The sequence below is a fragment of the Streptomyces sp. NPDC093071 genome (assembly GCF_044754545.1).
Lineage (GTDB): Bacteria > Actinomycetota > Actinomycetes > Streptomycetales > Streptomycetaceae > Streptomyces.
On sequence record NZ_JBIVPH010000001.1, the window covers coordinates 1,196,844 to 1,218,532 of the forward strand.

Here is a 21,689-nt window from a genome sequence, read left to right on the forward strand (position 1 = left end):
CCGCCCGGTCGAGGGCCGGGTCCCGCGCCCCGACGCGTACGGCCGGATCGGCTCCCTCCGAGGCCTCTGGCCTGATGGGGCGTTGTGCGGCCGCCGGCCCGGATCCGAGACTGGGGGTGTGCGAACGGGAACGCGGGAACGGAACGCTCGGTGAAACGGATCCACTTCACCGCCCAGGACCTCATGCGGACCCGGGTGGCCACGACGATCGGCGCGGCGGCCGAGACGCTCGACGGCGTGAGGCTGTTACGGGCCCCTGACGCCGGTCTCGCCTTCCGGCGCTGGCAGGTCGCGGTCCGGGGGCGGCTGGACGAACGGGCGCGGCCCCTCGGCGCGTTGCTGCCGCCGCTGGGACCCGAGGTCGACGTCAGGAGCCTGGCGGGCGACTCGGCGTGCATCGAGGAGGCGGTGGACCGGCTGCTGGGCGCTTCCCGTGCCCTGCTCCGCGCCGAGTTCGAGAACATCCACTTCCGTCCCGCGCACCGCGCCTGGGCCCGCGACCTGGTGGACGGCGACCGTACGGCATGGCTCCAGGTCGCCTCGGCGCTCCGGGCCTGCCACGGCGTGGCCGTCGCCCCGTACTGGAGCCGGGTGCGCGCGCACCTGGCCGACGTCCGGGCCGCGTACGCGAACGCGATGGCCGAGGGCGGCGTCGAGCGCCTGCTGACGTCCCTGTGCGGCCCGACGCTGCGGTGGCGGCCGCCGGTGCTCGAACTGGACCATCCACACGAGACGGACGTCCGTCTGGAGGGGCGCGGTCTCGTCATCGCACCCACCATGTTCTCCACCCGGCGGGCCGAGCTGATGCTGTCCGTCCTCGACCCGTCCGAGGCCCCCGTCCTCGCCGTCCCGGCCGTCACCGACCCCGGCGCGGTGGGCGGCCCGCTGTGGGACGGCGGCGACGCGTCCACCGGTCAGGCGCTGGAGGAGCTGCTGGGGCGGACCCGCGCCGCCGTCCTGGAGGCGGCGGCGGACGGCCGCAGCACCACCGATCTGGCACGCCGGCTCGGCATCTCGCCGGCGACCGTGAGCCACCACACCTCCGTCCTCCGCAACGCCGGTCTGGTCGCCACCCGCCGGGAGGGCAAGGCGGTCCTGCACACCGTGACGTCGATGGGCATGGCCCTGCTGGAGCCGGGTTCGCGCCTCCTCTGACCGGCCGTCGGCCGGGTGCGAGCCGGTGGTTTGGACGGGGGTCGAAAGCTTGGCCCCGCCGTCGGCCGCGAACCTACGGTGGGCCCGCGCCGACCGGCCGTCCGACGGCCCCGGTCGGCGCGGGGCCGCCGGAGGCGCTCGCGGCGGCACGACGAGAGGAGAAGAGAGATGCGTTCGCCTTCCTTCCGCAAGGGGACCCTCGCGCTGCTGGCCGCGGCCGGGTTCCTCGCCGCCGGCACCACGGCGGCGACGGCACACCAAGCAGCCGGTGCGATCCAGACGTTCGGGAACATGGCCACCGGGTCGTGCCTCGACGACAGCCGGCAGTACGGCCTGCGCGGATACGGCTGCAACGGCGGCGTCCACCAGAAGTGGGACGTGCGCGTCTGGAACGACGGCACCCGCCAGCTCCGTAACCTCGCGACCGACAAGTGCCTCTACGACGACGGCGTCACGCTCGCCACCCGGGCCTGTGACTCGTCGCGCGAGCAGAGCTGGTTCGTGCGGAAGACCGGTGACCAGGTGGCCTTCCGGAGCCAGGCGACCGGCGAGTGCCTGGACGACAGCCACTACGGGCTGCGGACCGTCCCGTGCTCCTACAACCGCCACCAGAGCTGGCGCTGAGTCAGGACCCGCCCGGTCGGGGTACCCGACGTCACGGGGGGGGCGACGGGTCCCCCGGCCGGGCGGCACGTCGGGCGTGGTCGAGGCGTCGCGCGGGGCCGGGGCCTCGGGCGCGGTCGGGGCCTCAGGCGTGGTTGACGGGGAGGACGTCCGGGGAGAGGGCGCCCGCGTGGGCCGAGGCCGCGGTCATCCGCTTGCGGTGGTGGCGGCGGCAGAGGACCTCGTAACCGATCTCCTCCGCCGGGCGGTTCACGTCGCCGACCACGACCTGCTCGCCCTCGACGACCATCTCCCCGCCCACCGTACGGGCGTTGTGCGTGGCCCGGGCGCCGCACCAGCACAGGGCCTCGACCTGGAGCTGTTCTATGCGGTCCGCCAGCTCGATCAGCCGCTGCGAGCCGGGGAAGAGCTTCGTGCGGAAGTCGGTGGTGATGCCGAAGGCGAAGACGTCGAGGCCCAGGTCGTCGACGATGCGGGCGAGCTGGTCGATCTGCTCGGGGGCGAGGAACTGCGCCTCGTCCACGATCACGTAGTCGGCCTTGCCGCCCTGGGAGAGCTGGCCGACGAGGTACGCGTACACGTCCATGCCCCGCGGCGCCTCGACCGCCTCCGTCACCAGGCCGAGCCGGGAGGACAGCTTCCCCTCGCCCGCCCGGTCGTCACGGGTGAAGATCACGCCCTGGAGGCCGCGCGCGTCGCGGTTGTGGGCGATCTGGAGCGCCAGGGTGCTCTTCCCGCAGTCCATGGTTCCGGAGAAGAAGACCAGCTCGGGCATGACGGGTCGGGGACCTTTCGGGGCGTGGACGACGGAGGGAAGGGGGAGGGTCAGGAGCGCACTTCGAGCAGCGGGACGAGCTGCTCGGCGGGGGTCATGGACCCGTGCATACCGGCCATCGCGGACTCGTGGGGCTCGTTGACGGAGGCCGTGATGGCCACGTCGTCGTGGGCCGCCACGACGACGTCCCCGATCCGCCCGTACACGCGCTCGTCGACCTCGTCCCCGAACCAGCCGAGGGCGATGGCCTCGTCGCGGCCCGCGACCCAGAACTGCTCGCCGACGACCTCGCGCCAGCAGGTGAGGACGTCCGCCTCGGCGCCGCGCACGGCGTAGACGTGGCGGGCGCGTCCCTCGCCGCCGAGGAGGGCGACGCCGGCGCGCAGCTCCCAGTCCTCGTCGAAGTCGATGCGGTGCCGCTCGTCGAAGGGGATGTCGACCATGCCGTGGTCGGCCGTGACGTACAGGGCCGAGCGGGGCGGCAGTTGCTCGGCGAGCCGCTGGACGAGCCGGTCGACGAACATCAGCTGGCCGCGCCAGGCGTCGGAGTCGATGCCGAACCGGTGCCCGGCACCGTCGAGTTCGCTGTAGTACGTGTAGACCAGCGAGCGGCCGCCGGCGGCGAGCTGCTCGGCGGCGAAGTCCATGCGCTCCTCGCCGGAGAGCCGCCCGTGGAACGTTCCGCCGCTGAGCGCGATCTGGGTGAGCGGGGTCTGCGCGAAGATCGGGGAGGACACCTGGGCGGTGTGGATCCCGGCCTCGTGGGCGAGCCCGAAAACGGTGGGGTACGGCTGCCAGGCGCGCGGCGGGGTCCACGGCTTCCAGCGCAGCTGGTTCATCAGCTCGCCGGTGTCGGGGTTGCGCACGGCGTAGCCGGGCAGGCCGTGGGTGCCGGGGTGGCGGCCGGTGCCGACGGAGGCCAGCGAGGTCGCGGTGGTGGCGGGGAAACCGGCGGTGATCGGACGGCCCGTGCCGCCCCGCGAGGAGCCGAGGAGCGAGGTCAGGTAGGGCGCCTCGTCCGGGTGCCGCTTGATCTGCTCCCAGCCGAGCCCGTCGATCAGGAAGACGCAGTTCCGGTCGGCGGGGGCGAGTTCGGCGATCCGGGGGGTGAAGCCGGGCACCTCCTGGCCCGCGACGAGCGTGGGGAGGAGGTCGCCGAGGGAGCCGGTGGCGTACTCGGGCACCGGCGCGGTCTCCGGGGCGAGCGGGACCGGATCGTCGGGCCAGCCGTGGGACGCGGCGGCGGGCTGCGCCATCAGCGGGTGGCGGCGGCGGTGGCCGCGGTGGCTTCGGAGAGCGCCTGGGCGAAGGCGAGGGTCTGCCGGACGGTGTCCGGTCCGTCCCCGGCCTCGCTCACCCGCAGGCTGAGGTCGTCGGCGGTGGCGTTGCCCGTGTAGCCGTGGTCGGCGTCGCAGTTGGCGTCGCCGCAGGCGGCGGGCTCCAGGTCGATGCGGGAGACGGCACCCCAGCCGATGGTGAGGACCACCTCGCGGGGCAGGGTGCCCGGCGTGTACGACTCGGGGTTGGCGACCACGCGGCTGACGACGACCGACGAGATCCGGTCGAGCTTCACGGACTCGGTGGAGGTCGTGGCGTACGGGGTCGGGGAGCTGGTGTCGGCGGCCTGCTCGTCGGTGTGGCTGACGATGAAGCGGTTCGGCGTCAGGACGAGGACGGTGACGTGGCGGCGGACCTCGTTCGCGTCGAAGGTGGTCTCCTGGTGCACCACGTACGACGCGACGGCCTCGCCGCCGACGGCGGCCTCCACCGCCTCGGCCACGAGGGCCGGGTAGTAGCCGCTGCGCTCGATCGCCGCGCGCAGCCCCTGGGTCGTCGTACCGGTCTTCGCCATGGACTCCATCCTAAGCCCCGGGTAAGGACGGCTCGGCCGGTTGCGGGGACGGCGGGGCGGTTCGGAAGGGCCGGGGCTGTGACATCCGACTCCCTCGCGGCGGTCGCGTTCAGTAGTTCGGCAGGCTGCGCGGGCCGAGGTCCGTGCGGGGCGGGGGCGGGGCCAGGCGGACGGTCGCGCCGAGGACGGAGAGGCCGCGGGGTGCCACGACCACCGGTTCCAGGGAGACGGCGACCACCTCGGGGTGGTCGTCGACGAGCCGGGAGACCCGGAGGAGGAGCTCCTCCAGGGCCGGGGTGTCGACGGGGGCGGAGCCGCGCCAGCCGAAGAGCAGCGGGGTGGTGCGGAGGGAGCGGACGAGTTCCGCGACGTCCCGGTCGGTGGCCGGGACGAGCCGGTGGGCCGTGTCGCCGAGGAGTTCGGAGGCCGCGCCCGAGAGGCCGAAGGAGAGGACGGCGCCGACGGCCGGGTCGATGGCGGAGCGGACGACGGTGTCGACGCCCCGGGGCACCATGGCCTGGACGACCGGCTGGAGCTCCTCGGGCTTGCCGAGGACCTCGGTCAGCTCGGCGTAGGCGGTGCGGAGCTGTTCCTCGGTGGCCAGGTCGAGCCGGACCCCGCCGAGGTCGGGGCGGTGGCGCAGGTGCGGGGCGGTCGTCTTGAGGGCGACGGGGTAGCCGAGCTGGGCTGCGGCCGCGACGGCGGCGTCGGGCGTGGGCGCGGGCAGGGTCGGCAGGGCGGTGATCCCGTACCGGGCGAGCAGTTCGCCGGCCTGGTCGGTGCCGAGGGTCACGCCCCGCGGGTCCGCCTCCGCGTCGAGCACCCGCCGGATCAGGGCGGCGGCCCCCGCCTCGTCGATGTCCTCGTACTCGGGCACCCGCCCGGGCTCGGCGGCCTGCCGCCGCCACTGCCCGTACCGCACGGCCTCGGCAAGGGCCCGCACGGCCCGCTCGGCGGCGGGGTAGGCGGGGATGGTGACGGTGACGGGGGCCTGGGTCGGGTCGACGGCCGGGGCCGGTGCGGGGCCCTGGGCGGGGTCGGTCGCCGGGACCGATGCGGGAGCCTGGACCGGGCCGGTCTCCGTGACCGACGCAGAGGCCTGGGCCGGGCCGGGGGCCTGAGCCGGGCCGGAGGGCTGGATCGGGTCGGGGGCCTGGGTCCGGCCGGGCGGCAGGGTCGGTTCGGTGGCGGACGTGGCCGCCGGTACGGCTCCGGGCCCGGCTCCCGGACCCGCCCCCGTACTCGTACTCGTGTCCGTACCCGCTCCCGTACTCGCCTCGGCCCCCGGACCGCCTCCGGCCCCCCGCACCGCCGCAGGCGGCCTCGTGCTCGTGGCCACCGCCAGGGCCTCCGCGAGGCCGCCCATCTCGACGTGGACGACGACGACCGGCTTCGTCGGGGCGGGGGCCGAGGCGACGGCCTCGCGGAGGGCCGCCGCGAGGACCTCCCCGTCGCCGAACTCGGTGGCGCCGTCCTCGCCGACCCACGGGATCGCGGTCACGACGACCGCGTCGGACGTCTCGTCCGCGAGGGCCGCCGCCAGCGCGTCCCGGAAGTCCGCCGGGACCGCCGAGGTCGTCAGGTCGAGGGGCCGCAGCGGGCGCAGTCCCTCGGTGAGGCAGGCGTCGTACGTGAGGAGGCCGAGCGACTCGGAGTTGCCGAGGATCGCGACCCGGGGCCCGGCGGGCAGTGGCTGGGCGGCGAGGAGCAGCCCGGCGTCCACGAGCTCGGTGACGGTGTCGACGCGGATCACCCCGGCCTGCCGGAGCAGCGCGGAGACCGTGGCGTGCGGGACGCGGGTGACGGGCACCCGGTGGCCGGGCGGGGCGCTGCCGCTGTGCCGGGCGCCCTTGACCACGACGACCGGCTTGACGGCGGCGGTGCGGCGGGCGAGCCGGGTGAACTTCCGGGGGTTGCCGATCGACTCCAGGTAGAGGAGGACGACGTCGGTGCCGGGGTCGTCGTACCAGTGCTGGAGGAAGTCGTTGCCGGAGACGTCCGCGCGGTTGCCGGCCGAGATGAAGGAGGAGAGCCCGGCGCCCCGCCGGTGCAGTCCGGCGAGGAGGGCGATCCCGATCGCGCCGGACTGGGTGAAGAGCCCGATCCGCCCGGCGGCCGGCATCTGCGGCGCGAGCGAGGCGTTGAGCCGGACGTCGTCGGCGGTGTTGATGATGCCGAAGGCGTTGGGCCCGATGATCCTCATGCCGTACGAGCGGGCCTGCCGGACGAGCCGGCGCTGCCGCTCGCGGCCGTCCGGGCCGCTCTCGGCGTATCCGGCGGAGAGCACGACGAGGCCCCGGACCCCGTGTGCGCCGCAGTCCGCGACGGCCTCCGGCACCCGTTCGGCGGGAACGGCGACGACCGCGAGGTCCACGGGTTCGCCGATGGCGGCGACGGAGCGGTACGCGGGGACCCCGTCGAGCTCGGCCGGACCGCCGTCGCCGGTTTCGGGGAGCGCCGCGTTCACCGCGTACACGCGTCCGGTGAAGCCCGCGCCGAGGAGGTTGCGCAGGACGGTCCGGCCGACGCCGCCGGGCGCGCGGCCGGCGCCGACGACGGCGACGGAGGCGGGGGTGAGCAGGCGCTGCACGGAGCGGGCCTCGGCACGCTGCTCGCGGGCGCGCTGGACGGCGAGGGACCGGTCGGTGGGTTCGAGGTCGAGGTGGAGCCGTACGGAGCCGTCCTCGAAGCTGCGCTTCTGGGTGTAGCCCGCGTCGGTGAAGACCTTGATCATCTTGGTGTTGGCGGGGAGCACCTCGGCGGCGAAGCGCCGGATGCCCCGCTCGCGGGCGACCGCCGCGATGTGTTCGAGGAGGGCGGAGGCGACGCCCCTCCCCTGGTGCGCGTCCTGGACGAGGAAGGCGACCTCGGCCTCGTCGGCCGGGGCGGAGGCGGGCAGTCCGCGGTCGTCGATGCGGTCGTAGCGGACGGTGGCGATGAACTCGCCCCCGACGGTCACCGCGAGCCCCACCCGGTTCACGAAGTCGTGGTGGGTGAAGCGGTGCACGTCCTTGGCGGAGAGGCGGGGGTAGGGGGCGAAGAAGCGGTAGTACTTCGACTCGTCCGAGACCTGCTCGTAGAAGCTGACGAGCCGGTCGGCGTCGTCGGCGGTGATGGGTCTGATCCGCGCGGTGCCGCCGTCGCGGAGCACCACGTCCGCCTCCCAGTGGTCGGGGTAGGCGTGCTCCGGCGGTTCCGCCGCTTCCGACTGCTCCGACGCGCTCTGCATGGGGCCAGCCTAGGGGGTGTCCCGCCGATCCGGCCCGGCCGGCGAGACGCCCCCTCCGGCCGCGGCGCGCGTGGGGCACCGGTCGCGCGGCGGGGGTGCGCGTTGCAAGGTGGGGGGAGCCGAAAGGCGGTCCGGTCCGGGCCGAAGGTCGGTGTGAGCACCTCGCATCCCGTGAGAGACTGGTCTAGACAACCCGCTTGAGACTTGAAGGGCAACACCATGGCTGAGCGCCGCGTCAACGTCGGCTGGGCCGAGGGCCTGCACGCCCGCCCCGCGTCCATCTTCGTCCGTGCCGCCACGGCTTCCGGCGTTCCGGTGACGATCGCCAAGTCCGACGGCACCCCGGTGAACGCCGCCTCCATGCTCGCGGTGCTCGGCCTGGGCGCGCAGGGCGGCGAGGAGATCGTCCTCGCGTCGGACGCCGACGGCGCCGAGGCCGCCCTGGACCGCCTCGCGAAGCTGGTCGCCGAGGGCCTGGACGAGCTCCCCGAGACCGTCTGACCCCTCGCGTCCCCCGTACGCCGAAAGGCCGTGGCCGCCGGAATTCCGGCCGTCGCGGCCTTTCGCTTTTCCACTCCCCCGCCCCGGCGGCCCCGATTTCCGGACGGCCGGATTTCCCGGCGCCCCGATTTCCGGGCAGCACAAAAAGACCCCGCAGAATTCCTATTCTTTGTATACGGTGCGCGTGTTAATTCCGACCGCTCGTCGTGTTGACGACGTGTTGCGAAACCCTCACACGCCCGCGCTCCGGCCGCTTGAGCCGGTGCAGCGACATCGAGCGCTCCGCGTGCAGCACGGTGAGGGCTCTGGCCCGCTCGGCGTCGCCGCGCGCCACGGCGTCCACGATCGCGCCGTGCTCCGCCCAGGCCTCCACCGGCCGCTCGGGCTGCTCGACCGCATACATCCAGGCGATCTTGTGCCGCAGCTGGGTGAGCAGCGCCGTCAGCGGCGGGCTGCCGGAGGCTTGCGCGAGCGTCTCGTGGAACCAGCCGCCGAGCGAGCGCAGGTCCTCGCCCTGGCCGCGCCTGGCCCGCTCCTGGCCCAGCCTGACCAGGCCGCGCAGCACCTTGAGGTGGGCGTCGGTGCGCCGCTGCGCGGCCCGCGCGGCCCCCAGCGGTTCGAGCAGGGCCCGCATGTCGAGCAGGTCGGCCGCCTCCTGCTCGGTGGGCTCGGCGACGTGCGCGCCCGCGTGGCGGCGGGTGAGGACGAAGCCCTCGGACTCCAGGGTGCGCAGCGCCTCGCGGACCGGGACGCGGGAGACCCCGTACCGGCGGGCGAGCTGCTCCTCGGTCAGCCGGCTGCCCCGCTCGAAGACGCCGGAGACGATGTCGTCCCGGATCGCCGTGCATACCGAGTGCGCGGGAATGCGCATGTGTCCGACCTCCGCCTTGGTCCGCGCGAGACAATTCGAGCGGCGCCTGTTCTGCGCCTGATCCGCGACTCTATTGCAGCACACCGGAATTTCCGATGCCCCCATGGAATCCATGACCGCATTTTGGCCGACGAAAAGCCCCGGCTCAGTACGAGCCGGGGCTTTTGCGACGCGGAGGGCCCCCGGTGGTCAGGGGCGCGCGGGACGCCGGGTCAGACGGCGACGCCGCGGGCGCGGAGGTAGGAGACCGGGTTGATGTCCGAGCCGTAGTCGGCGCTCGTACGGGCCTCGAAGTGGAGGTGCGGGCCGGTCGAGTTGCCGGTCGAGCCCGAGACGCCGATCTGCTGGCCCGGCTCGACGGTCTGGCCGACGTACACCCCGATGGAGGAGAGGTGACCGTACTGGGTGTACGTGCCGTCGTTCATCCGGATCACGATGTTGTTGCCGTACGCGCCGCCCCAGCCGGCCTCGACGACGGTGCCGGAGCCGACGGAGACGACCCGGCTGCCGTAGGCGGCGTGGAAGTCGACGCCGGAGTGGCTGCCGGAGGACCAGAGCGAGCCGCCGGTCTGGTAGCCGGTGGAGACGTACGAGCCGGCGACGGGGAGCTGGAAGGAGTTCAGGCGGCGGCGCTCGGCCTCGCGGGCGGCGCGGGCCCGCTCCTCGCGGATCTCCTTGGCGCGGGCCTCGGCCTTGCGCTTCGCCTCGGCCTTGGCCTTCTCCTCGACGACGGCCTCGAAGGCCTGCCGGTCCTGGGCGTCGGCCTGGGCGTTGAGCCGGTCGACGAGGGAGTCCTCGGTGATCACCTGGGTGAGACCGGTGTCCTCGGGGGAGCGGTTGTCCGTGTCGGCGGCGAGCGCCGGGGAGGCCAGGGTTCCGATGACGCCGGTGGTGGCGAGCGTCGCCACGCCGGCGATGCCCGCGCCGCGGCGCGCCATCCGGCTCGACCCACGATGCTTCCCGGTGGCACGGGTGAACGCCATGAAGACGTTGTTCCTTTCCTTCCTTCTCGCCTACCGGGTTAGCTGACGGGTTCGGAGCAGGAAGGTCTCCTACGGGCCCCTCCGTACGGGACGAAGGCGTCCGATTCACCCCAGGGACTGCGTGCGGGTCCCCGGCTCCCCAGGCTCGCGCCTGACGGGGACTCGGCGATGACTGTCCGGTGCCGCGGGCGCGGCGGGTGCAACTGGCGAACAGCCGGACCGACGCTATGCGGAGCCCCAGTCGATCACCAACCGAACACGGCCTTTTGTAAGACATGCCACAGGGCAGATGATCACCCTTGCCGTCAATACGGACAATTCATCCGGTGGTTCACCGGTCGGCCCGCCGGGGCCCCTCTCCTCCGGGTGCGCGGAGGACCCCGACGTGACGGCTCGTCGGGGTCCTCCTTCCGCCCCGGCCGGTGGCGGTGGGCCTCCGGCCGGACGGGGTCGATCAGCCGCTGACGACGGTGACTTCACCGATCCCGAGCGCCCGCACCGGCTCCGCGATCCGCGCCGCGTCGCCCACCAGGACCGTGACGAGCCGGTCCACCGGGAAGGCGCTGACCACGGCCGCGGTCGCCTCGACGGTGCCGGTCTCGGCCAGGCGCGCGTACAGCTGGGCCTGGAAGTCGTCCGGGAGGTGCTGCTCGACCTGGTCGGCGAGCGTCCCGGCGACGGAGGCGGCCGTCTCGTACTTGAGCGGCGCCACCCCCACCAGGTTCTGCACGGCCGTCTCCCGCTCGGCGTCCGTGAGCCCCTCGGCGGCCAGGGTGCGCAGCACCTTCCAGAGGTCGTCCAGGGCCGGGCCCGTGTTGGGGGTGTCGACGGAGCCGCTGATGGCGAGCATCGCGGCGCCGTTCCCCTCGGCGTCCGAGCGGAGCACCTGCCCGAAGGCCCGCACTCCGTACGTGTAGCCCTTCTCCTCGCGCAGGACCCGGTCCAGGCGCGAGGTCAGGGTCCCGCCGAGGCAGTACGTGCCGAGGACCTGGGCCGGCCAGACGCGGGCGTGCCGGTCGGGGCCGATCCGGCCGATGAGCAGCTGGGTCTGGACGGCGCCGGGGCGGTCCACGATCACGACCCGGCCGGTGTCGTCGGCGGTGATCGGCGGCATCGGCAGCGGCTCGCCGGGCTCGCCGGTCCAGGCGCCGAGCGTCTCCGCGAGGACCTTCTCCAGGTCGACCCCGGTCAGGTCGCCGACGACCACGGCGGTGGCCGTGGCGGGCCGCACGTGCGCCTCGTAGAAGGCGCGGACCGCGGCGGCGTCGATCGCCCCGACGGTCTCCTCGGTGCCCTGGCGCGGCCGGGACATCCGGGAGTCGGCCGGGAACAGCTCCTTGGAGAGCTGCTTGGCGGCGCGCCGGGCCGGGCTGGCCGTCTCGTGCGGGATCTCGTCCAGGCGGTTGCGCACCAGGCGCTCGACCTCGGTGTCCAGGAACGCCGGGGCGATCAGGGCCTCGGAGAGCAGTCCGAGCGCCTTGGGCAGCCGGGAGACCGGGACCTCCAGGGAGACCCGTACGCCCGGGTGGTCGGCGTGCGCGTCGAGGGTGGCGCCGCAGCGCTCCAGCTCGGCCGCGAACTCCTCGGCGCCGTGCCGGTCGGTGCCCTCGGAGAGGGCGCGGGCCATGATGGTGGCCACGCCGTCGAGACCGGCGGGCTCGGCGTCCAGCGGGGCCGGCAGGAAGACCTCCACGGCCACGACCTGCTGGCCGGGGCGGTGACTGGTGAGGACGGTCAGGCCGTTCTCCAGGGTGCCGCGGTCGGGGGCCGGGAAGGCCCAGGGGCGGGCGGTGCCCGGCGCCGGCTGCGGGTGGAAGTCCATGCTCGTCAAAGACGCGGCAGTGTCGGTCACCGGTCCGCCCCCTCTTCCTCGTCGCTCTCGCTCTGTTCGGTGGCCACCGGCTCGTAGACCAGGACCGCGCGGTTGTCCGGGCGCAGCCGGGCCGCGGCGGCCTCCCGGACCTCCTCGGCGGTGATGTCGAGGACGCGGTCGACGGCGGTGAGGGCGAGCTGCGGGTCACCGAACAGCACGGCGAACCGGCACAGTTCGTCCGCGCGGCCCGCGACGGTGCCGAGCCGGTCCAGCCACTCGCGCTCCAGCTGGGCCTGCGCGCGCTCCATCTCCTCGGCCGTGGGGCCCTCGGCGGCGAAGCGGGCGAGCTCCTCGTCGACGGCCGCCTCGATCTCCGGGACCTCGACGCCGCCGGACGTCTTGACGTCCAGCCAGCCGAGCGAGGGCGCCCCGGCGAGCCGCAGCAGGCCGAAGCCGGCGGCGACGGCCGTGCGGTCCCGGCGGACCAGACGGTTGTGCAGCCGGGAGGACTCCCCGCCGCCCAGGACCGTCAGGGCCAGGTCGGCGGCGTCACACGCGCGCGTGCCGTCGTGCGGGAGCCGGTAGGCGGCCATGAGGGCGCGCGCCGGGACCTCCTCCTCGACGACCTCGCGCAACTGCTCGCCGATGACGTCGGGCAGCTCGCCGGAGCGCGGCGCGGGCTTGCCGTCGTGGCCGGGGATGGAGCCGAAGTACTTCTCGATCCAGGCGAGGGTCTGCTCCGGGTCGATGTCGCCGACGACAGACAGCACCGCGTTGTTCGGGGCGTAGTACGTGCGGAAGAACTCCCGCGCGTCCTCCAGGGTCGCCGCGTCCAGGTCGGCCATGGAGCCGATGGGCGTGTGGTGGTACGGGTGGCCCTCCGGGTAGGCGAGGGCGGTCAGCCGCTCGAAGGCCGTGCCGTACGGCACGTTGTCGTAGCGCTGGCGGCGCTCGTTCTTGACGACGTCCCGCTGGTTCTCCATGGACTCGTCGTCCAGGGCGGCGAGCAGCGAGCCCATGCGGTCGGCCTCCAGCCAGAGCGCGAGCTCCAGCTGGTGCGTGGGCATGGTCTCGAAGTAGTTGGTGCGCTCGAAGCTCGTCGTGCCGTTGAGCGAGCCGCCCGCGCCCTGCACCAGCTCGAAGTGCCCGTTGCCGTGGACCTGCTTCGAGCCCTGGAACATCAGGTGCTCGAAGAGGTGGGCGAGCCCCGTGCGGCCCCGGACCTCGTGGCGCGAGCCGACGTCGTACCAGAGGCAGACCGCGGCGACCGGGGTCAGGTGGTCCTCCGAGAGCACCACGCGCAGGCCGTTCGCCAACCGGTGCTCGGTCGCTGTCAGGCCGCCGGAGCCGGCCTCGGCCGTGGCCGTGTGACCCATGGGCATGTACGTCCCTTCGATCGCGATGTGAAAAAGTCCTGCCACTGTATGCAAGCGCGCCGACACCTGGCGAAGTTCCCGCCCCTTCGAGATGTCCCTCTTCCGGGTCGCGGTCGGCGTTGTCGGTGGCACGGTCCACAATGGTCCGCGTCAGATCAACCTTGTTGGTGAAGGAGCCGCAGCCGCGATGGCCCGCCGCAGCACGAAGACACCGCCGCCGGACGACGCGTACGAGGAGAGGATCCTCGACATCGACGTCGTCGACGAGATGCAGGGCTCCTTCCTCGAGTACGCGTACTCGGTGATCTACTCGCGCGCGCTCCCGGACGCCCGCGACGGGATGAAGCCCGTCCAGCGCCGCATCGTCTACCAGATGAACGAGATGGGGCTGCGTCCCGACCGCGGCTTCGTGAAGTGCGCCCGGGTCGTCGGCGAGGTGATGGGCAAGCTGCACCCGCACGGCGACGCGTCGATCTACGACGCGATGGTCCGCATGGCACAGCCCTTCTCCATGCGCCTCCCCCTCGTCGACGGCCACGGCAACTTCGGCTCCCTCGGGAACGACGACCCGCCGGCCGCCATGCGGTACACCGAGTCGCGGATGGCCCCGGCCGCGCTGCTCATGACCGAGTCCATCGAAGAGGACACGGTCGACTTCTCGCCGAACTACGACGGCCAGGAGCGGGAGCCGGTGGCGCTGCCCGCCGCCTATCCGAACCTCCTGGTCAACGGCGCGTCCGGCATCGCGGTCGGCATGGCGACCAACATGCCCCCGCACAACCTCGGCGAGGTCGTCGCGGCCGCCCGCCACCTGATCCGGCACCCCGGCGCCGACCTCGAGACGCTGATGCGCTTCGTGCCCGGCCCGGACCTGCCGACCGGCGGCCGCATCGTCGGCCTCTCCGGCATCAAGGACGCCTACGAGTCGGGGCGCGGCTCCTTCAAGATCCGCGCCACCACGACCGTGGAGACCGTGACGGCGCGCCGCAAGGGCATCGTCGTGACCGAGCTGCCGTTCACGGTCGGCCCGGAGAAGGTCATCTCCAAGATCAAGGACCTGGTCGGCTCCAAGAAGCTCCAGGGCATCGCGGACGTCAAGGACCTCACCGACCGCAGCCACGGCCTGCGCCTGGTCATCGAGATCAAGAACGGCTTCGTGCCCGAGGCGGTCCTGGAGCAGCTCTACAAGCTGACGCCGATGGAGGAGTCCTTCGGCATCAACAACGTGGCGCTCGTCGACGGACAGCCGCTCACCCTGGGCCTCAAGGAGCTCCTGGAGGTCTACCTGGACCACCGCTTCGACGTGGTCCGGCGCCGCTCCGAGTTCCGCCGCACCAAGAAGCGCGACCGACTCCACCTGGTCGAGGGCCTGCTCGTGGCCCTGCTCGACATCGACGAGGTCATCCGCCTCATCCGGGAGAGCGAGAACTCCGCGCAGGCCAAGGAGCGCCTGATGGAGCGCTTCTCCCTGAGCGAGATCCAGACGCAGTACATCCTGGACACCCCGCTGCGCCGCCTCACCAAGTTCGACCGGATCGAGCTGGAGGGCGAGCGCGACCGCCTCAACGGCGAGATCGACGAGCTGACCGGGATCCTCGAATCCGACGCGGAGCTGCGCAAGCTGGTCTCGGCGGAGCTGGCCGCGGTCGCCAAGAAGTTCGCCACGGACCGGCGGACCGTCCTGCTGGAGTCGGCGGGCGCGCCCGTCACGGCCACCTCCCTGCAGGTCGCGGACGACCCCTGCCGGGTGCTGCTCTCCTCGACCGGTCTGCTGGCCCGTACGGCGACGGGGGAGCTGCCCCCGACCGACCCGGACGCGAAGCGGGTCAAGCACGACGTGATCGTGTCGGCGGTGGCCGCCACCCAGCGCGGCGAGGTCGGCGCGGTGACCTCGGCCGGGCGGCTGCTGCGGCTCTCGGTCATCGACCTGCCGCAGCTGCCGGACACCGCGTCCGCGCCGAACCTGGCGGGCGGCGCGCCGCTGTCGGAGTTCGTCTCCCTGGAGGCGGACGAGACGGTGGTCTGCCTGACCACCCTGGAGGAGGCCTCGCAGGGTCTCGCCCTCGGCACGCTCCAGGGCGTGGTGAAGCGGGTGGTCCCGGACTATCCGGCGAACAAGGACGAGCTGGAGGTCATCACCCTCAAGGAGGGTGACCGGATCGTCGGCGCGACCGAGCTGCGGACGGGCGAGGAGGACCTGGTCTTCATCACCTCCGACGCCCAGCTGCTGCGCTACCCGGCGTCCCAGGTGCGGCCCCAGGGCCGGCCCGCGGGCGGCATGGCGGGCGTGAAGCTGGCCGCGGGGGCCGAGGTCCTCTCGTTCACGGCGGTCGACCCGGCGTCGGACGCGGTGGTCTTCACGGTGGCGAGCTCCACGGGGGCCCTGGACTCCTCCGCCGGCACGTCGGCGAAGCTGACGCCCTTCGACCAGTACCCGCGCAAGGGCCGCGCGACCGGCGGCGTCCGCTGCCAGCGCTTCCTGAAGGGCGAGGACGTCCTGATCCTGGCCTGGGCGGGCGCCACCCCGGTCCGCGCCGCCCAGAAGAACGGCACCCCGGTCGAGCTCCCGGAGACCGACCCCCGCCGCGACGGCTCGGGCACGCCGCTGGCGAAGCCGGTGGACGTGCTGGCGGGCCCGGCCAGCTAGGCCGGGCGGGGCAAGCCGGAGGAGACCTAGAACAGGGTCTCCTCCGGCTCCTCCTCCGTCCGGGGCACGTACCGCAGCAGGCCCCACATGCTGGACTCGTCGGGGACGTCCTGCGGGCCGTTCAGTTCGCAGGCGGCGAGTTCCTTGCGCAGGCCGGCCGCGTCGACGCCGGAGCCGATCAGGACGAGCTGGGTGAGGCGCTGTTCTCCGGCGGGCCAGGGCTCGGGGTAGAAGCGCAGGAAGCGTCCGACGGCGTGCACGGTGTAGCGGTTGGCCGGGTCGGCGGCGCCGAGGTCGACGAAGCCCTTGATCCGGTAGAGCCCTTCGGGGCGGGAATCGAGGAACGTCATCAGGCGGCGCGGGTGGAGCGGCGTCGAGGCCGTCAGCGAGACGGTCTCGTAGGACGCGTGCGGGTGGTCGGCGGCGTCGTCGGAGCCGTACAGGACGTCCTCGATCGACATCTGGCCCTCGATCTCGTCGTCCGGGACGACCCGGTCGAAGAGCAGCTCGGGGTCGACGCGTCCGTGGGAGGCCTCGATCACGGCGGCGCGTCCGGCGAGGTCCGCGACCGTCTCCCGTACGCTCCGCAGCTCGTCGGCGGAGACCCGGTCGGCCTTGTTGACGACCACGAGGTCCGCGACGGCCAGGTGCCGGTCGGTGCCGGGGTGCCGCCGGCGGGTGGCCCCGAACTCGGCCGCGTCGACGACCTCGACGAGTCCTCCGTACACGATCCGCTCGTTCTCGCTGGCGAGCACCATGCGGACCAGTTCCTGCGGCTCCGCGAGTCCGCTCGCCTCGATCACGATCACGTCGAGCCGGGACTCGGGCCGGGTCAGGACCTCCAGGTACTCGTCGAGCTCACTGGCGTCGACGGCGCAGCACAGACAGCCGTTCCCGAGGGAGACGGTGGATCCGACCTGCCCGGCGACGGTCATCGCGTCGATGCCGATGTCCCCGAAGTCGTTGACCATGACCCCGATGCGGGTGCCCCGGGCGCTGCGCAGCAGATGGTTGAGGAGCGTGGTCTTCCCGGCCCCGAGGAACCCTGCCAGGACGACGACGGGGATCTGCTGCGTGGTCAAGGAACGTGCCTCCGGTCGTACTCGGTCGTGGGACCCGCGACGCACCGCCCCGCGGAAAGCCCCAGGATAGGCGGGCCCCGGGCCCAGGCCGGGCTTCCGGGGCGGCGCGGGGCGGGTCTCGGTCTCCTGGGCCCTACCCCCGCTCCGGTACCGCACGCCCCCTCCCCCGGCCGTCGCTCATTTCCGGTGCCGGGCCGTGGCCCCGTACCTTTTCGGGCATGACCCCCGTACGGACCGGATTCCCGCGCCCCCTCACGCGCCGTCGGCGGTTCGGGTGGCCCCGGCGGGTGTTCGCGCAGGTCCTGCTGATGCAGCTGGCCGTCGCGACCGGGGTGACCGTGCTCGCCACCGGCCTCTTCCTGGCTCCGCTGAGCGCCCAGCTCGACGACCAGGCCATGCGGCGGGCCCTGGCCATCGCCGGGACCACCGCGTCGCCCCGGCTCGCCGCCGGCCTCACCGGCGGGCCGCCGTCCGCGCGGGGCCCGGTGCAGACGGAGGCCGAGCGGGTCCGGGCCGCCACGGGCGCCGAGTACGTCGTCGTCATGGACACGCGCGGGGTGCGCTGGTCGCACCCCGACCCCGTACAGATCGGCAGGGTCGTCTCCACCGACCCCAGCGCGGCCCTGGCCGGGCGGGAGGTCATGGAGATCGACAGCGGCACGCTCGGCCGGTCGGCGCGCGGCAAGGTGCCGCTGCGCGACGCGGACGGACGGACCGTCGGCGCGGTCTCCGTCGGCATCGAGTACGACAGCGTCCGCGACCGGCTCCTCGGCGCGATCCCCGGCCTCCTCGCCCACGCGGGCGGCGCGCTCGCGGTCGGCGCCCTGGCCGCGTACCTGATCTCCCGGCGGCTCCAGCGGCAGACCCACGACCTGGCCTTCTCGGACATCTCCGCGCTCCTCGCCGAACGCGAGGCCATGCTGCACGGCATCCGGGAGGGCGTGGTCGCCCTGGACCGCACCGGCTCCGTACGGCTCATGAACGACGAGGCGCAGCGGCTCCTCGGCCTCGGCCCCGAGGCGGCGGGCCGGCCGCTCGACGAGGTCCTCGGCCGGGGCCGCACCGCCGACGTCCTCGCGGGCCGGGTCACCGGCGAGGACCTGGTCACGGTCCGGGGGCACCGGGTGCTGATCGCGAACCGGATGCCCACGGACGACGGCGGCGCGGTGGCGACCCTCCGCGACCGCACCGAGCTGGAGCACCTCGGCCGCGAGCTGGACGCCACCCGGGGACTCATCGACGCCCTGCGCGCCCAGGACCACGAGCACGCCAACCGGATGCACACCCTCCTCGGCCTCCTGGAGCTGGAGATGCACGAGGAGGCGGTGGAGTTCGTCACCGAGGTGGTCGGGGTGCACCGGGCCACCGCCGAGCAGGTCACCGAGAAGGTCCACGACCCGCTCCTGGCCGCGCTGCTCGTCGGCAAGGCCACCGTCGCCGCCGAGCGCGGCGTCTCGCTGCGGCTCGCGCCGGACTCGCTCCTGCCGGACCGGCTGGTCGACCCGCGCGAACTGGTCACCGTCGTCGGCAACCTGGTCGACAACGCCCTGGACGCGGCCGCCGGCACCCCGGACGCCCGCGTCGGCGTCTCCTTCCGGACCGAGGACCGTACGGTCGTGCTGCGGGTCTCGGACAGCGGCCCGGGAGTGCCGGAGGAGCGGCGCGAGCTGATCTTCACCGAGGGCTGGACGACGAAGGCCCCGCCGGTCCACGGGAAGCGGGGGCTCGGGCTCGCCCTGGTGCGCCGGCTGGCCGAGCGCCGGGGCGGCACCGCGACCGTGGCCGGGGGCCCCGACGGCGGGGCCGAGTTCGCCGTCGTCCTGCCCGACGCCCTGAGCGACGCACCGGCCGGGGTCCCGTCCGACGTCCCGGCCGCCCTGGGACCCGCCGAGGAGGCGCGATGACCGACGTCCTCATCGACGTGCTCGTGGTGGACGACGACGTGCGGGTGGCGCGGATCAACGCCGCCTACGTCGCCAAGGTGCCCGGCTTCCGGGTCGTCGCCACCGCCCATTCGACCGCCGGAGCGCTCGCCGCCCTGGAGGAGCGGCCCGTGGACCTGATCCTCCTGGACCACTACCTGCCGGACGAGAACGGCCTCGCGGCGGTACGGAAGCTCCGCGCGCGCGGCCACCAGTGCGACGTGATCATGGTGACGGCGGCCCGTGACGTGGCCACCGTGCAGGCGGCGATGCGGCACGGCGCCCTCCAGTACCTGGTCAAGCCGTTCAACTTCGCCGGCCTGCGCGGCAAGCTGGAGGCGTACGCGACGCTCCGCCGCACCCTGGAGGGCGGGGGCGAGGCCGAGCAGGCGGAGGTGGACCGGATCTTCGGGGTCCTGGCGGCGGGCTCCGTCGCCCCCGACCTGCCGAAGGGCCACTCCCCCACCACGGCGGAGCTGGTCCGGCAGGTGCTGCTCGCCTCCGGCGGGCCGCTGTCCGCGCAGGAGATCGCCGAGCGGTCCGGCGTCAGCCGCCAGACCGCGCAGCGCTATCTCAAGCTCCTGGAACGGACCGGCCGGGTGCGCCTCTCGCTCCGGTACGGCGAGACGGGCCGCCCCGAGCACCGGTACGCCTGGGCGAGCTCACCGCCCACCGCCTGACGCGGGCCGGACCGCCGCCGCGCGGTTCAGACCGCTCCCGCCCCGGTCAGCGCCCGGACCTCGGTCTCCGCGTGCCGTGCCTCGTCGGGCGGCTCGGTCGAGGTGGCCGTGCCGATCCACCCGGCGAGGAAGCCGAGCGGGATGGAGATCAGTCCCGGGTTCTGCAGCGGGAAGAGGTGGAAGTCGACGCCGGGGAACAGCGACTCCGGGCTGCCGGAGACGACCGGCGAGACCAGGACGAGCAGGACGGCCGGGACGAGCCCGCCGTACACCGCCCAGACCGCGCCCCGGGTCGTGAACTTCCGCCAGAACAGCGAGTAGAGCAGCACCGGCAGGTTGGCGGAGGCCGCGACGGCGAAGGCGAGGCCGACGAGGAAGGCCACGTTGAGGTCGCTGGCGAGCAGGCCGAGGCCGATGGCGGCGGCGCCGATCACCACCGCGGCGACCCGGGCCACGGCCACCTCGCTGTACTGCTTGGCGTGCTTGCGGCGCAGCGAGGCGTACAGGTCGTGGGCGACGGATGCCGAGGAGGCGAGGGTGATGCCCGCGACGACGGCGAGGATGGTCGCGAAGGCGACGGCGGCGACGATCGCGAAGAGCACCGTGCCCCCGGTGGAGCCCGCGCCGCCCCCGAGGTCGAGCGCGAGCAGCGGTACGGCGGTGTTCCCGGCCGCGTTGGACGCCCGGACCTCGTCGGGGCCGATCAGGGCGGCCGCGCCGAAACCGAGCACGATCGTCATCAGGTAGAAGCTGCCGATGAGTCCGATGGACCAGACGACGGAGCGGCGGGCGGCCCGGGCGGTCGGCACGGTGTAGAAGCGCGACAGGATGTGCGGCAGTCCCGCGGTGCCCAGGACCAGGGCGAGGCCGAGGCTGATGAAGTCGAGGCGGGCCGTCCAGTCCCCGCCGTAGCGGAGTCCGGGGGCGAGGAAGTCGAGGCCGTGGCCGCTGCGTTCGGCGGCGGTGGAGAGCAGGCTGTTCACGTCGCCGTGGAAGCGGAACAGGACGAGGACGGTGAGCGCGACCGTGCCCGCCATGAGCAGGACCGCCTTGACGATCTGGATCCAGGTGGTGGCCCTCATGCCGCCGAGCGACACGTAGATCACCATGAGCGCGCCCACCCCGATCACGGTCCAGGAGCGGGCCGCCTCGCTCGTGCCGCCGAGGAGCAGGGCGACCAGGCTTCCGGCGCCCACCATCTGCGCCACCAGGTACAGCACGGAGACGGCCACCGAGGACGTTCCGGCGGCGATCCGCACGGGGCGCTCGGCCATCCGCGCGGCGACGACGTCGGCCAGCGTGAACCGTCCGCAGTTGCGGACCAGTTCGGCGACCAGCAGGAGGACGACGAGCCAGGCGACGAGGAATCCGACGGAGTACAACATGCCGTCGTAGCCATAGAGGGCGATCAGGCCGGAGATGCCGAGGAAGGACGCGGCGGACATGTAGTCGCCGGCGATGGCGAAGCCGTTCTCCATGGGAGAGAAGAGGCGCCCTCCGGCGTAGAACTCCTCCGCCGAGCCGCGCCGGCTGCGGCTCACCCAGGTGGTGATGCCCAGGGTCACGGCGACGAAGGCGCTGAAGAGCACGAGCGCCAGGGTCTGGTGGTCTCTGGTCACGACCGCACCGCCCCTCGGGTCATCTCCTGGGTGTCCCAGCGCAGTTCGAGGGCGGCCCGGTCCCTGCGCAGCCGCGCGTGGCGCGCGTACGCCCAGGTCAGCAGGAAGGTGGTGAGGAACTGGCCGAGGCCCGCGACCATCGCCACGTTCACCGCTCCGGCGACCGGGCGGGCCATGAGGCCCGGCGCGGCGGTCGCGGCCACGACGTAGGCGAGGTACCAGGCCAGGAAGGCGAAGGTCGCGGGGAAGACGAACCGGCGGTAGCGGCCGCGCACTTGCTGGAAGGCGGGGCTCCGCTGGACCTCCAGATAGATCTCCGCCGCGCTGGGGACCCGCTGTCGCGGCACCGCGCCCGGGCGGCCGCCGCCGGTCGTGCCGGTCTCGGCCAGCCCGTCCCGGGTGGCGGCCGACACGTCGTCCCAGGGGTCGTCGACCGGCACCGCCGAAGCGCCGCGCCCCTCCTGCTTGTCCACCTGCTCCACCGGTCCAACTCTCCTTGTCAGCGAACCGTTCCGGCCGCGTGCACAAGGATGGACAGAGCGGGAACTTCCCGGACTCTT

17 protein-coding genes and 1 riboswitch are annotated in these 21,689 nt (G+C 73.7%); of the genes, 6 read left to right on the forward strand and 11 right to left on the reverse strand.

Annotated features, from left to right (window positions below; genetic code table 11):
* Positions 1-150 precede the first annotated feature (150 nt).
* Both ACIQD7_RS05015 and ACIQD7_RS05020 read left to right on the forward strand, forming a co-directional pair.
* Positions 151-1,155 (forward strand): ArsR/SmtB family transcription factor, encoded by a 1,005-nt coding sequence (locus ACIQD7_RS05015; RefSeq protein WP_402439431.1) that lies wholly within the window; start codon positions 151-153, stop codon positions 1,153-1,155.
* A 168-nt stretch (positions 1,156-1,323) separates the two neighbouring features.
* A complete protein-coding gene (locus ACIQD7_RS05020) occupies positions 1,324-1,779 on the forward strand; it encodes an RICIN domain-containing protein (protein ID WP_402439433.1) in 456 nt (151 codons plus the stop codon).
* A 124-nt stretch (positions 1,780-1,903) separates the two neighbouring features.
* Here ACIQD7_RS05020 and ACIQD7_RS05025 read toward each other — a convergent pair whose 3' ends face one another.
* The 4 genes from ACIQD7_RS05025 to ACIQD7_RS05040 all read right to left on the reverse strand — a co-directional run bounded on the left by ACIQD7_RS05025 (position 1,904) and on the right by ACIQD7_RS05040 (position 7,635).
* Positions 1,904-2,554: a thymidine kinase gene (locus ACIQD7_RS05025; RefSeq protein WP_121828415.1), complete on the reverse strand. Its 651-nt coding sequence runs from the start codon at positions 2,552-2,554 to the stop codon at positions 1,904-1,906.
* A gap of 50 nt (positions 2,555-2,604) precedes the next feature.
* Positions 2,605-3,810, reverse strand: a complete 1,206-nt coding sequence (locus tag ACIQD7_RS05030) for an alkaline phosphatase family protein (protein ID WP_402439435.1) — start codon at positions 3,808-3,810, stop codon at positions 2,605-2,607.
* On the reverse strand, positions 3,810-4,406 hold the full coding sequence (locus tag ACIQD7_RS05035) for a DUF5998 family protein (protein WP_121828413.1): 597 nt from the start codon (positions 4,404-4,406) through the stop codon (positions 3,810-3,812). The genes ACIQD7_RS05030 and ACIQD7_RS05035 overlap by 1 nt, the downstream gene beginning before the upstream one ends.
* 109 nt (positions 4,407-4,515) lie before the next feature.
* Complete coding sequence (locus ACIQD7_RS05040; protein WP_402439438.1) at positions 4,516-7,635, reverse strand: GNAT family N-acetyltransferase; 3,120 nt, start codon at positions 7,633-7,635, stop codon at positions 4,516-4,518.
* A 219-nt stretch (positions 7,636-7,854) separates the two neighbouring features.
* On the opposite strand from ACIQD7_RS05040, the gene ACIQD7_RS05045 reads away from it, so the two are divergent.
* Positions 7,855-8,136, forward strand: a complete 282-nt coding sequence (locus ACIQD7_RS05045) for an HPr family phosphocarrier protein (RefSeq protein WP_121828411.1) — start codon at positions 7,855-7,857, stop codon at positions 8,134-8,136.
* Between the two features lie 187 nt (positions 8,137-8,323).
* Here ACIQD7_RS05045 and ACIQD7_RS05050 read toward each other — a convergent pair whose 3' ends face one another.
* From ACIQD7_RS05050 to ACIQD7_RS05065, 4 genes are all read right to left on the reverse strand, one after another.
* The gene (locus tag ACIQD7_RS05050) at positions 8,324-9,007 is read right to left on the reverse strand and encodes a GntR family transcriptional regulator (protein ID WP_121828410.1); all 684 of its coding nucleotides are present in this window, start codon (positions 9,005-9,007) and stop codon (positions 8,324-8,326) included.
* 212 nt (positions 9,008-9,219) lie between these two features.
* Positions 9,220-9,990, reverse strand: a complete 771-nt coding sequence (locus ACIQD7_RS05055) for a M23 family metallopeptidase (protein ID WP_121828409.1) — start codon at positions 9,988-9,990, stop codon at positions 9,220-9,222.
* Between the two features lie 12 nt (positions 9,991-10,002).
* Positions 10,003-10,168, reverse strand: a riboswitch (cyclic di-AMP (ydaO/yuaA leader).
* A gap of 276 nt (positions 10,169-10,444) precedes the next feature.
* Complete coding sequence (locus tag ACIQD7_RS05060) at positions 10,445-11,812, reverse strand: M16 family metallopeptidase (RefSeq protein WP_402439719.1); 1,368 nt, start codon at positions 11,810-11,812, stop codon at positions 10,445-10,447.
* 26 nt (positions 11,813-11,838) lie between these two features.
* Positions 11,839-13,185 (reverse strand): M16 family metallopeptidase, encoded by a 1,347-nt coding sequence (locus tag ACIQD7_RS05065; protein WP_402439441.1) that lies wholly within the window; start codon positions 13,183-13,185, stop codon positions 11,839-11,841.
* 181 nt (positions 13,186-13,366) lie between these two features.
* On the opposite strand from ACIQD7_RS05065, the gene ACIQD7_RS05070 reads away from it, so the two are divergent.
* On the forward strand, positions 13,367-15,826 hold the full coding sequence (locus ACIQD7_RS05070) for a DNA topoisomerase (ATP-hydrolyzing) subunit A (protein ID WP_402439443.1): 2,460 nt from the start codon (positions 13,367-13,369) through the stop codon (positions 15,824-15,826).
* A 26-nt stretch (positions 15,827-15,852) separates the two neighbouring features.
* Here the strand turns inward: ACIQD7_RS05070 and ACIQD7_RS05075 are convergent, their stop codons facing one another.
* Positions 15,853-16,908, reverse strand: a complete 1,056-nt coding sequence (locus tag ACIQD7_RS05075; protein ID WP_402439445.1) for a CobW family GTP-binding protein — start codon at positions 16,906-16,908, stop codon at positions 15,853-15,855.
* 218 nt (positions 16,909-17,126) lie between these two features.
* Here ACIQD7_RS05075 and ACIQD7_RS05080 point away from each other — a divergent pair, with 218 nt between their 5' ends.
* Both ACIQD7_RS05080 and ACIQD7_RS05085 read left to right on the forward strand, forming a co-directional pair.
* Entirely contained in the window at positions 17,127-18,812 is a 1,686-nt protein-coding gene (locus ACIQD7_RS05080) for an ATP-binding protein (protein ID WP_402439447.1), read from the forward strand.
* Entirely contained in the window at positions 18,809-19,510 is a 702-nt protein-coding gene (locus ACIQD7_RS05085) for a response regulator (protein WP_402439449.1), read from the forward strand. The genes ACIQD7_RS05080 and ACIQD7_RS05085 overlap by 4 nt, the downstream gene beginning before the upstream one ends.
* 26 nt (positions 19,511-19,536) lie before the next feature.
* Here ACIQD7_RS05085 and ACIQD7_RS05090 read toward each other — a convergent pair whose 3' ends face one another.
* Both ACIQD7_RS05090 and ACIQD7_RS05095 read right to left on the reverse strand, forming a co-directional pair.
* The gene (locus ACIQD7_RS05090) at positions 19,537-21,129 is read right to left on the reverse strand and encodes a cation acetate symporter (protein WP_402439451.1); all 1,593 of its coding nucleotides are present in this window, start codon (positions 21,127-21,129) and stop codon (positions 19,537-19,539) included.
* Positions 21,126-21,611 (reverse strand): DUF485 domain-containing protein, encoded by a 486-nt coding sequence (locus ACIQD7_RS05095; RefSeq protein ID WP_402439453.1) that lies wholly within the window; start codon positions 21,609-21,611, stop codon positions 21,126-21,128. Before ACIQD7_RS05095 ends, ACIQD7_RS05090 begins: the two co-directional genes overlap by 4 nt.
* Between the last annotated feature and the right edge of the window lie 78 nt (positions 21,612-21,689).